This is a genomic window from Marisediminicola senii, from assembly GCF_011057645.1.
In the GTDB taxonomy this organism is placed as follows: Bacteria; Actinomycetota; Actinomycetes; order Actinomycetales; family Microbacteriaceae; genus Marisediminicola; species Marisediminicola senii.
The window spans coordinates 1-10,665 of sequence record NZ_JAALGE010000067.1 but is presented as its reverse complement, the minus strand read 5'-3'; the positions used below and the strand labels follow the sequence as shown (position 1 = coordinate 10,665).

Annotated in this window: 10 protein-coding genes; 7 read left to right on the top strand and 3 right to left on the bottom strand. The window is 65.1% G+C overall.

Annotated elements, in window-relative coordinates:
- From G5S38_RS14480 to G5S38_RS14450, 7 genes are all read left to right on the top strand, one after another.
- Positions 1-2,940, top strand: a 2,940-nt coding sequence (locus tag G5S38_RS14480; protein ID WP_165070122.1) for a Tn3 family transposase, incomplete at its 5' end; no start/stop codon positions are given.
- Between the two features lie 57 nt (positions 2,941-2,997).
- Positions 2,998-3,579, top strand: coding sequence for a hypothetical protein (locus tag G5S38_RS14475; protein ID WP_165070120.1), 582 nt, complete (start codon positions 2,998-3,000; stop codon positions 3,577-3,579).
- A 221-nt stretch (positions 3,580-3,800) separates the two neighbouring features.
- On the top strand, positions 3,801-4,289 hold the full coding sequence (locus tag G5S38_RS14470; RefSeq protein ID WP_165070118.1) for a general stress protein: 489 nt from the start codon (positions 3,801-3,803) through the stop codon (positions 4,287-4,289).
- 137 nt (positions 4,290-4,426) lie between these two features.
- The gene (gene istA / locus G5S38_RS14465; protein ID WP_165070116.1) at positions 4,427-6,091 is read left to right on the top strand and encodes an IS21 family transposase; all 1,665 of its coding nucleotides are present in this window, start codon (positions 4,427-4,429) and stop codon (positions 6,089-6,091) included.
- Positions 6,088-6,897: an IS21-like element helper ATPase IstB gene (gene istB / locus G5S38_RS14460; protein ID WP_165070114.1), complete on the top strand. Its 810-nt coding sequence runs from the start codon at positions 6,088-6,090 to the stop codon at positions 6,895-6,897. The genes istA and istB overlap by 4 nt, the downstream gene beginning before the upstream one ends.
- A gap of 161 nt (positions 6,898-7,058) precedes the next feature.
- Positions 7,059-8,024 (top strand): DUF2599 domain-containing protein, encoded by a 966-nt coding sequence (locus G5S38_RS14455; protein WP_165070112.1) that lies wholly within the window; start codon positions 7,059-7,061, stop codon positions 8,022-8,024.
- A 6-nt stretch (positions 8,025-8,030) separates the two neighbouring features.
- Positions 8,031-8,276: a hypothetical protein gene (locus G5S38_RS14450; protein ID WP_165070109.1), complete on the top strand. Its 246-nt coding sequence runs from the start codon at positions 8,031-8,033 to the stop codon at positions 8,274-8,276.
- A 410-nt stretch (positions 8,277-8,686) separates the two neighbouring features.
- Here the strand turns inward: G5S38_RS14450 and G5S38_RS15750 are convergent, their stop codons facing one another.
- Genes G5S38_RS15750 through G5S38_RS14440 form a run of 3 tightly spaced genes read right to left on the bottom strand, consistent with a single transcriptional unit; the run spans position 8,687 to position 10,436 of the window.
- Positions 8,687-8,869: a hypothetical protein gene (locus tag G5S38_RS15750; RefSeq protein ID WP_235929098.1), complete on the bottom strand. Its 183-nt coding sequence runs from the start codon at positions 8,867-8,869 to the stop codon at positions 8,687-8,689.
- A 17-nt stretch (positions 8,870-8,886) separates the two neighbouring features.
- On the bottom strand, positions 8,887-9,675 hold the full coding sequence (locus G5S38_RS14445) for an acetamidase/formamidase family protein (protein ID WP_235929097.1): 789 nt from the start codon (positions 9,673-9,675) through the stop codon (positions 8,887-8,889).
- Entirely contained in the window at positions 9,675-10,436 is a 762-nt protein-coding gene (locus G5S38_RS14440; protein WP_165070124.1) for an SDR family NAD(P)-dependent oxidoreductase, read from the bottom strand. Before G5S38_RS14440 ends, G5S38_RS14445 begins: the two co-directional genes overlap by 1 nt.
- Positions 10,437-10,665: the final 229 nt, after the last annotated feature.

Genomic DNA, 10,665 nt, shown 5'->3' with positions numbered 1-10,665 from the left:
CCGCTCGGGCGCGCCGAGATCCTGTGTCTGCCGGAGGATCCAAACGAGATCGCGGCGCTGTGCAGGATCGATGAGGCGGACATGTCGCTGATTCGGCAACGCCGTGGGGACGCAAACCGGTTGGGGTTCGCCGTTCATCTGTGTCTGCTGCGCGGGCCCGGGATCGCGCTCGGCGCCGACGCTGCCCCGCCTGTGGCGGTTCTCGCGCAATTGGCATCGAATATCGCGGTGAGCCCGAACCTGTGGAGTGAGTACGGAGCGCGGGAGGAGACCCGGCAAGAACATGCCCGCGAAGCCCGCGCGTACCTCGGGCTGACAGCATTCGGGATGGGTGATTTCCGGAACGTCGTGGAAGAGATCGACTCCGTCGCGCGGCAGACCGACCGGGGCCGAGTCCTCGTCGAGACGGCGATCGCGTCTCTTCGGCGCAGCGCGGTCGCGTTGCCGGCCATCGAGGTGATCGAGAAGGCGTGCGCGGAAGGCCTCACCCGGGCGACCCGTCACGTGCACTCCACCTTGAGCGGGCCGTTGGATGACGGACAGCGAGCATGCCTCGATGGGTTGCTGATCCGACGTTCGGACAGCGCTCTCACTCAGATCGGTTGGCTGCGGCAGGCTCCAGCCCGGCCTAACGCGCGTTCGATGCTGGAGCACGTCGAGCGTCTCACCGCGTGGCGTGCACTAGATCTGCCCTGGCCAGCTGCGCGGCTTGTGCACCGGAACCGGCTGCTGAAGCTTGCCCGCGAAGGCGGGTCGATGACGAGCGCCGATCTGGCGAAGTTCGAACCCCGCCGTCGTTACGCGACGCTGTTCGCGATGGCGGCCGAGGGGATGGCGACCGTCACCGATGAGATCATCGACCTGCACGACAGGATCATCGGCCGCCTGCTGCGGGCAGCGAAAAACCGGCACGACGCGTCCACACTTGCCTCACGCACGAGCGTCACCGCACTGATGCGGACCTATTCGCAGCTCGGCGAAGCGCTGCTGAAAGCCCGGGAGACCGGCGAGGAAGCGTTCTCGGTCATTGAGAAAGTCATCGGGTGGGAGACTCTGGCAGAAAACACCGCAGCGGCGAAGGAACTCACCAGGCCCGCGGCCGCAGATTCGCTCGCTCTGGTCAGCGCCCAATTCACCACTGTGCGCCGCTACGCGCCCGCGTTCCTCGCAGTCCTTGATCTGCACGCCGCCCCAGCAGCAGTCGATCTGCTCGCAGCCGTCGAGATTCTCCGGCGACTGAATACGGCCGGTATTCGGAAGATTCCAGACACCGCACCGAGATCCTTCGTGCGGGCCCGCTGGAAACCCCTGGTCTTCACCGACACTGGCATCGATCGCGGGTTCTACGAATTCTGTGTCCTCACCGAGCTCCGCAACGCGCTGCGCTCCGGAGACATTTGGGTACGCGGGTCACGACAATTTCGTGACTTCGACGAATACCTCCTCGACCGCCAGGACTACAGCACCCTGAAAAGCGCGCAGCAACTACCGATTGTGACAACCGACGGGAACCCCGCCTACCTGACCGCCAGGCTCGAACTCCTCACCCAACGCCTCGCCCGCGTCGAACACCTCGCCGCTGACGGCAAGCTTCTCGGCGTCACGGTCACGGCTGCAGGGCTGAAAATCACGCCGTTGGACACGATCGTGCCGATCCAAGCGCAACCGCTAATTGACGCGACCAGCGGCATGTTCCCACGAATCCGGATCACGGATCTGCTGATGGAAGTAGACGCCTGGACCGGGTTCAGCCGACACTTCACCAACCTCAAGACCGGGCAACCGTCCAAAGACCAGCAGCTGCTGCTCACCGCGATCCTCGCCGACGGCATCAACCTCGGCCTGACAAAAATGGCTGAAGCCTGCCCCGGCGTCAGCTACGCACAACTCGACCGACACCAAGCCGCCCACATCCGCGAAGAAACGTACAGCGCCGCTCTCGCCGCGATCGTCAACTCTCAACACCGCCACCCGTTCGCCGCGCACTTCGGCGACGGCACAACCTCATCGTCCGACGGGCAACGTTTCCGCGCCGGCGGCCGAGCAGAATCTACCGGGCACGTGAACCCGAAATACGGCAACGACCCCGGCCGGCTCGTTTACACCCACATCAGCAACCAGTACTCGCCCTTTCACAGCCGCCTCGTCAACGTCGGCGACCGAGACGCGACCTGGGTCCTTGACGGGCTGCTGTATCACGAAAGTGAACTAGAAATTCGGGAGCACTACACCGACACCGCCGGATTCACCGATCACCTCTTCGCGCTCATGCAACTCCTCGGCTACCGGTTCGCACCCCGCATCCGAAACGTCGGAGAGACCCGCCTCTACACACCCACCCGCACCCACGACCTCACCACGCTGGCCCCCCTGATCGGCGGCCCGATCAACACCGCCACGATCACCCAGCACTGGGACGAGATCCTCCGCCTCGCCACGTCGATCAAAACCGGGACCGTCACCGCGTCCCTGATGATGCGAAAGCTCGGTGCCTACCCCCGCCAAAACGGGCTCGCCACCGCTCTCCGAGAACTCGGCCGCATCGAACGGACCCTGTTCCTCCTCGACTGGCTGGAGAACCCCGAACTACGCCGTACCGTCACCGCGGGCCTGAACAAAGGCGAGGCCAGAAACACTCTCGCCCGGGCCGTTTTCTTCAACCGGCTCGGCGAAATCCGCGACCGCTCCTTCGAACAACAGCGCTACCGCGCCTCTGGCCTCAACCTGCTCACCGCTGCGATCGTGCTCTGGAACACCGTCTACCTCGACCGCGCCATCACCACCCTCAACGGGACCGACACGCCTCCATCGCCAGAGCTGCTGCGCTACCTTTCACCGCTCAGCTGGGAACACATCAACCTCACTGGCAACTACACCTGGCCCCGCACCACCCACAAACCCGGCCGCTACCGGGCACTCCGACACCCCACCAACCCTTAGCGTCGGATATTTCACGAATTCACAAGCCACCCCAACAACAGCGACACCGTGGTGGTGATGCAGAACAACGTGTGGTCTGGGTTGTATCCGTTCCGGCCCCGCTGGGCGACCGCATTCCACGGTGACTTCGACGGGTGGAGTCGCCAGCCGTTTCTGCTGCCGGGGGAGACCTCGACCATCCGCACCACCCGGGAGGTGACGCTGACACCTGACCTGTCGCTCACGACCGCGTGGACGGCGTTCCGGCTCGCGGCGCAGAAAGCCTGGTCGGTGGGCGCTGAGACCGCGGTGTCGTCGCTGAGCGCGCGCGGCTCAGTGCGTCGGGCGGTTTACGAGTGCTCCGCCGCGGGGTACACGGTGGGCAATGCGGTGCGAAAAGCGCAGACGGAGACGGAGGCCACTGAAGTTCTGCTGTCAGCGCTCACGACGTCGGCGATCGGCGGGCGCTGTGCAGCGGCATGGGACGCAGCGGAACGCGGGGAGATGACGACGTACGCGCTGGCGGACCGGGCGCCGAGCTGGGTCGACGACGTGACGTTGTTCCGCGCCAACACCGCGAAGGCGTTCGAGATGGGGCTAGCGCTCATGCGGGCGAGGAACATCGCGTGCGTGTTCGCGCGGGGGTGCGCTGCGGAGTAGCAGCGCTGTTGTGAGGCGGGTGCGGCGGCGCGTTTGCCCGGCCGTCGTCGAGCAGGGGGACGGGCACGGGAAAGAGCGCCGCTCGAGACTCGTCAAATGGCGCACGGGTGTGTGGCGGGCGAAGAGAACAATGTTCCGGGTCGGCGATCGGACTACGCCGAGCCTCAGTGTGGATCGACCGACAGCCACCACCCCCGCGAACCTGAGGAAGGTCACCCCGCATGTCGAACCCCGCACCGAATTCGTCGCCCTCGTACTACGACAACACCGTGCGGGAGGTGGTGGCGAGCTACACGAACTACGTCGACGCCCAGGCCGCCGTCGACCGGCTGTCTGACGAGGAGTTTCCCGTCGCGTCGACGCAGATCATCGGCCGCGACATCACGACCGTCGAAACGGTGACCGGGCGCCTGACCCTCGGGCGGGCGGCCCTGATGGGCGCCGCCGCGGGAGCGTGGTTCGGGTTGCTCATCGGACTGCTGTTCGCAATCTTCGCGTTCGGCATCTCGTACTTCGCCATCGTGCTCAGCGCCGTCGCCTTCGGCGCGCTGTGGGGCGCGATCGCGGGCTTCGTGAGCCACTGGGCCACCCGCGGACGCCGTGACTTCTCCTCGGTGCAGTCCCTGAAGGCTGCGCGGTACGACGTGCTCGTCGAGGCGAGCAGGGCGGCGGATGCTGCCCGCATCCTGTTCACCGCCCCGTGGTTGTGACAGGTTGATCCAATACCACTGTGACGGCTTCATTCGGACCCACCCGGTGACTCGCCGGGGCGGTGTGACGGTTTAATCGGAGCCCACTTCAGCGTTGTCCTCGTCCGGCACTCTTGCCGGCGTTGGGAGGCGCAGGGATGAGGGCTCGAATGGAACTGTTTGCACGAATAAGACGTGATGCGAGAGTCGACGGGCTCTCAATCCGGGAGCTTGCGCGTCGGCATCAGGTCGGACGTGGAACGGTGCGGACCGCGCTGTCGCAGGCGGAGCCGCCTGCGCGGAAGATACCGGTGCGAGCGTCTCCGCGTTTGGATGCGTTCAAGTTGACAATCGACGGGATGCTGCTGACGGATGTTGATGCCCCGAGAAAGCAGCGCCACACTGCACGCCGTGTCCTCGCCCGCCTGACGGAGGAGCACGGAGCCACCGAATTGTCGTATTCAACCGTCCGCGACTATGTCCGCATGCGCCGACCGCAGCTGGACGCGGACCGCCGGCAAGAGGTGTTCATCCCGCAGGAGCACGCACCGGGTGCGGAGGCGGAGGTCGACTTCGGGGAGGTGTGGGTGATCCTTGCCGGGGTGAAGACCAAGTGCCACATGTTCGCATTCCGGCTCTCCAACTCGGGCAAGGCCGTGCACCGCGTCTACCCGACGCAGGGGCAGGAAGCGTTCCTGGAGGGCCACATCGACGCGTTCAACACGATCGGCGGCATTCCGACCAGACACATCCGCTACGACAACCTGACCGCCGCGGTCACGACGGTGCTCTACGGGACGAACAGGCGACGGACAGAGAACGAACGGTGGCTGCTGTTCCGCTCGCATTACGGGTTCGATGCGTTCTACTGCCAGCCCGGTATCAAGGGTGCGCACGAAAAGGGCGGCATCGAAGGCGACGTCGGCCGGTTCCGGCGGACCCATTTGTCACCGATGCCGGTCGTGGACACTCTCGCGCAACTGAACGAGAAGATCCGGGAATGGGATGAAGCGGATGACCTCAGGCGCATCAGCTCGCGGCTGAGATCCGTGGCGGCGGATTTCACCGCCGAACGATCGCTACTGAGGCCGTTGCCGGCTGAGAGCTTGGATCCCGGCCTGACGGTGCATCCACGGGTCGACCGGTCGGCTCTGATCACTGTCCGGATGGCGAGATATTCGGTGCCGGCACGGTTCATCGGGCGCCAGGTTCGAGTGTCTCTTCGCGCATCGGAGCTGGTCGTCTTTGACGGGCGCTCTCTCATCGCCAGGCATGCGCGGATCGTTGCCCGCGGCGGCGAGGCAGTGAATCTGGATCACTACCTTGAGGTGCTGAAAATGAAGCCCGGGGCGTTGCCGGGTTCGACAGCCCTCGCGCACGCCCGGTCCACCGGCGCGTTCACCTCAGCGCACGAAGCATTCTGGGCCGCGACACGGAAGAGTAACGGCGACGCGGCGGGAACCCGCGAGCTTATTGACGTGCTGTTGCTACACCGTTCAATGGCTGTTGACGATGTCACCGCCGGGTTGGTCGCAGCTCTGCGGGTCGGCGCCGTGACAGCGGATGTCGTCGCGGTGGAGGCACGGCGGCATGCCGCCGCCGGTGGGTCTGGAGCCGACCGTCATCGTGTCGATCAGGCTCCGGTTGTCGAGCACCGTGTTGTCAGTCTCACCCAGCGCCGGCTCACGGATCCTGCCGCGGTGATTGCCGGACTCCCTGCCGATACACGACCGGCGCCGTCGGTTGCCGGCTACGACGAGCTGCTCACCCTCCGCCGTTCCCCGATCGATTCATCGACGCTGAAGAAGGAACCTGCTTCATGACTACCACTAGCCCACCGCCAACGATCCGGCGACGGCGAGGGATGACCGAGGAAGCTGCGATCGCTGCGATCGACGGCGCCTGCCGCCGACTGCGGCTCCCAACGATCCGCGCCCTGGTCGCCGATGCAGTCGCGATCGCTCAGAAAGAGCAGCTGTCCTACAACGGAATCATCGCCGAACTGCTCCTCGCGGAGTGCGACGACCGCGACCGGCGCTCCTCCGTCCGCCGGGTCAAAGCCGCCGGATTCCCGCGAGATAAATGGCTCGGAGATTTCGACTATGACGCAAACCCAACCATCAACCTCGCCACCATCAACACCCTCGCTACCGGCGATTGGGTCCGGAAAGGACAACCGCTCTGCTTGATCGGTGACTCCGGAACCGGGAAGTCTCACCTCCTCATCGGCCTCGGCATTGCCGCGGCCGAGAAAGGGTTCCGGGTGAGATACACCCTCGCCACTCGGCTGGTCAACGAACTGGTCGAAGCCGCAGACGACAAGACACTTGCTCGAACGATCGCCCGCTACGGACGGGTCGATCTGCTGATGATCGACGAGCTCGGCTACATGGAACTTGACCGCCGCGGAGCCGAGCTCCTCTTCCAAGTCCTCACCGAACGCGAGGAGAAGAACTCCGTCGCGATCGCATCTAACGAATCGTTCTCCGGCTGGACCAAGACCTTCACCGACCCCAGACTCTGCGCCGCGATCGTTGACAGACTCACCTTCGGCGGCAACATCATCGAAACCGGCACCGACTCCTACCGCCTCGCCCACACCCGTCAGCGAATGAGGACAACGGAATAGCGATCGTCACTGTCTGACACCTTTCTCGTCTGTGTCCCCCTAAACGCCGACTTCACTTATCTCGATGAAACGCTAGTTTCAGTCATATAGAGCGTCTGCACCGGTGCAGACGCGGCTCAGGAAAGGAATCGATCATGCGAAATAGGTTTCGGCCCGGCTCTATGAAACGTCAGTTGATGCTGACGACGGCGATAGCCAGCGCTTCCGTGCTGCTGGTCAGCATGGCGGCACCAGCAGCGACCGCTGCCTCTGCTGATCCGGTCCTTGCAGCGTTGAAGTCCATACCGGCTTCAGCGGGGCTCTTCACTGGCAACCTCGGGATAAGTTCCACCAGCAAGCCATCAGCCCGGCTTCCCCTCGCGTCGATCCCTGAGGATCCCTCTTTAGGACTGCGAGTTGTGTCCGCGACGGGAAGCAAGCTCACTGTAGGCCTACCCCGAGCGGATGAAGCAGGAGACGCCACGGAGTTGCAGCCCGGAATCGTTGCTTACGACAACGGAGACGGCTCTCACACGGTGCCCATCGCGAAAATTGATGGTTCGGTTCAGGTCGCAACTGTCCTCGAATCGTCCGCCGCACCGGATCGCTACTCTTACGAAGTCGGCGGAGCAGCGACGTTGCAAGCAGACGGCGACATCATCGTCGTGCGTGATAATCAGGGACAGTTCGCAGGGGCGATTGCTCCGGCATGGGCAATGGACGCCGCCGGAACGGCAGTTCCCACCCACTACGAGGCGAGTGGCTCAACCGTCACGCAGGTCGTTGACCACGCCAACGGCTCATACACCTATCCCATCGTCGCAGACCCGTGGCTCGGTCAGGATCTGTTCAACAAGATGACGACGTCGTCGGATAGGGGTCAACCTCGCTACCTGGTGTTCCGCAGTGGCTGGGGAGCAGCAATGAGCACGAGCACCAGCGCCGTTCCAGTGTTCCTTGGCCCTGGATGGGACGAGGCCAAGAATAAGTGGCCGGTTCTTCTCTCGAAAACAAGCCTGCACGAGCAATACGACTGCCACTCCATCTACGCTCTTCTCAAGCCTGACTCCTGGAACCTCGAGAAATGGCGACCGAATAAGAGCGACTGGGGCGCCAGTGCCCTCGCCCACCAATGTAATTGGGGCTAAGTAATCATGAAGAGATCAACGCGAAAAATGCTCCTCACGAGTGACATCGCCGCTGTCACTCTCGGAGCGATGTTGGTAGCGGCCATGGGCGTCGTGTGGTTTATGCGCGGCATCGAAGTCGATGCCGCCGGAACTACCGGGTATGCAACCGCCCTAGAAAACTCCCTCTTCTATGGCGGGCTCGCTCTCCTCCTTGCTGGCGTGATAATGGCTTTAATCCTCATGCGGAAGAGGCGAGGCCGGACGACCTGATCAAACCGAAGAGACTGCCCCCCTCGGCTTCGAGTGGGGCAGTTTTCTTTGCTCAAGCACACACCAAAACCCGCTCGGCCTAGAGGACACCCGAAGCGGGTAGCGGGGCCAGATCGCTCCGTCGGAGCCCCTTCTTTTCGATGTGGGTGGGTCCCAAACAAGCCGTCATGGTGGCACCGAATCGAGTTGACATAACCAGCCCCGCCCGCGCCAGCCGCACCCGAGACCACAAGCTCGAGCAGCCCGCAGTAGCGGGTACCCCGCGGGGTGACCGCGGCTGCGGCATCCACCCTCGAGGCTGTTTCACCGCTACAGTCGAGTTACCGCGGCCCACGCGGCGTGTTGCTCATGCCACGCCAAGCGCCCGGGCCCGCCTCCGTCTCTACGGACCTGCGAGCCGGCCCGCCCGTCTAGATCCTGCGGGCGCGGCCCCGCAGTTCGCGGTGCATTCCGTCGAACGCCTGGCCGCGCGTGAAGTAGGCCTTCGGCACCTTGACGACGACGCTGTAATTGGTGTCGACGACGTTGGCAATCGGCGCCTCGGTGATCTGGCTGAGCAGCTGGTAGGCGTCCATCTCGTGTAAGTCGAACATCTCCGACATCCACCGGATCATCTCGAGCGCCAGGAATCCTCCATCGGGCGCGACGAGCCGACGACCATCCAGTAGTCGTCGTTCTCGAGCCTCGGCCACAGCGGACCGCCGCCCTTGATCAGCTCGACGATGATGACGGAATCCATGGCGCCCTCGACGGCGGTGCCGCACGCCTCGCCCTCGCCCTGCCGGTAGTGCCCGTCGCCGATGGAGAGCAGCGCGCCCTCGACGTTGACGCCGAGGTAGGCGGTGGTGCCGGCCTTCATCTCGGGGGTGTCCATGTTGCCTCCGAAGCGCTCCGGCACGAGCGACGAACGCACCTCGCTGCCCGCGGGCGCGACGCCGACCGTGCCGAGCATGGGCGCGAGCGGGAGGGCGACTTCGAAGTCACCGAAGCGTGACTGGAAACCGACGGTGCTGGCATCCGTATCGACTTCATAGATCCAGGTGGCCTCGGGCAGTGCTGGCTGCAGCATGGCTGTGCGGTCGGTGCTCGTCATGCCGCCGAAAAACGGGATGGTGGCGGATGCGCCCCAGCTGCGTGCCGGGGTGAGGCTGACGATGTGCACGGCGAGCGTGTCGCCGGCCTCGGCGCCGACGATGTAGAACGGGCCGGTCTGCGGGTTCAGGTAGCGCATGTCGAGCTTGGCGCTGGCGAGGTCGTCGACCGAGCGGAGCGCGTGGTTGTAGGCGTCTTCGGACCAGAGGGCGAGCGCGGTGCCGGGGTTGACCCGCATCACCGGCTCGGCGCCGCCGAACGTGTAGACGTATTGCGACCGCTCGGGGGTGAATTCGACGATGTCCATCAGAACTGCATTCCGCGCGTGAGGGCGCCGTCGACGACGAGGTTGGTTCCGCTGGTGCGGCTCGAGCGCGGGCTCGAGATGAATACGACGCTGTCGGCGATCTCCTGCGGGGTGCCCATGCGTCCGGTCGGGTTGAGGCCCATCGCGGTGGAGAACAGTTCGGGGTTGCCGGTCTCGATGCCCGCCCACACGCCGCCCGGCTCGTAGGTGTTGCCGGGGGAGACCACGTTGGCGCGAATGCCCTTGTCGGCGAGCTGAAGGGCGAGTCCCGAGATGTAGCTGATGATGGCGGACTTTGCGGTGCCGTAGGGGCCGGATGCGAAGTCCGCCTCCCGTCCGGAGACGCTCGAGATGGCGACGATCGACGGTGCGGGGCTGTTCTCGAGGTAGGGCAGCGCTGCCTTGACCAGGTTGACGGTGCCCATCAGGTCGACTTCGAACGATTCAACCCAGTTCTCGGTGGTGTCGGGAATGGCGAGGGCGCTGACGTTGGCGACGATCATGTCGATGCCGCCGAGGGTGACGGCGGTGTCGTCGACCCATGCGGTGAGTGCCGCGGCATCGCGCACGTTCAGCACCGAGCCGACCACGGTGGGGCCGGCGTCGGCGTAGTGCGCCTCGACGGCGGCGACCTCGTCAGCATCGCGCGCACAGAACGCGACGTTCGCGCCCTCCGCGACGAAGGCGTCGACGATAGCGCGTCCGATTCCCTTGGTTCCCCCGGTGACTAATGCGGTCTTTTGCGAAAGATTCAGGTCCATGGGGTGATTGTGCCAGCTTCGTGTGGCGAGGGTGTTACGTGGGGTGCGGGTGGGGTGGGTGAGGTGGGGTGGGGTGCCGGCGGCTCGCGTGCTGCAGGCGGGGGGCGCCGGGGGGGGGCCGGGGGGCGGGGGGGGGGCGGGCGGGGGGGGGGGGGGGGGGGGGGGCGGGGGGGGGGGGCGGGGGGGGGGGGGGGGGGGCGGGCGGGCGCGGGGCGGGCGTGGCGCGCGG

Excerpts from the sequence above, each read along its gene's own strand:
- G5S38_RS14475 (WP_165070120.1), top strand. The coding sequence starts at position 2,998 with ATGCAGAACAACGTGTGGTCTGGGTTGTATCCGTTCCGGCCCCGCTGG.
- G5S38_RS14470 (WP_165070118.1), top strand. The coding sequence starts at position 3,801 with ATGTCGAACCCCGCACCGAATTCGTCGCCCTCGTACTACGACAACACC.
- istA (WP_165070116.1), top strand. The coding sequence starts at position 4,427 with ATGAGGGCTCGAATGGAACTGTTTGCACGAATAAGACGTGATGCGAGA.
- istB (WP_165070114.1), top strand. The coding sequence starts at position 6,088 with ATGACTACCACTAGCCCACCGCCAACGATCCGGCGACGGCGAGGGATG.
- G5S38_RS14455 (WP_165070112.1), top strand. The coding sequence starts at position 7,059 with ATGAAACGTCAGTTGATGCTGACGACGGCGATAGCCAGCGCTTCCGTG.
- G5S38_RS14450 (WP_165070109.1), top strand. The coding sequence starts at position 8,031 with ATGAAGAGATCAACGCGAAAAATGCTCCTCACGAGTGACATCGCCGCT.
- G5S38_RS15750 (WP_235929098.1), bottom strand. The coding sequence starts at position 8,869 with ATGTTCGACTTACACGAGATGGACGCCTACCAGCTGCTCAGCCAGATC.
- G5S38_RS14445 (WP_235929097.1), bottom strand. The coding sequence starts at position 9,675 with ATGGACATCGTCGAATTCACCCCCGAGCGGTCGCAATACGTCTACACG.
- G5S38_RS14440 (WP_165070124.1), bottom strand. The coding sequence starts at position 10,436 with ATGGACCTGAATCTTTCGCAAAAGACCGCATTAGTCACCGGGGGAACC.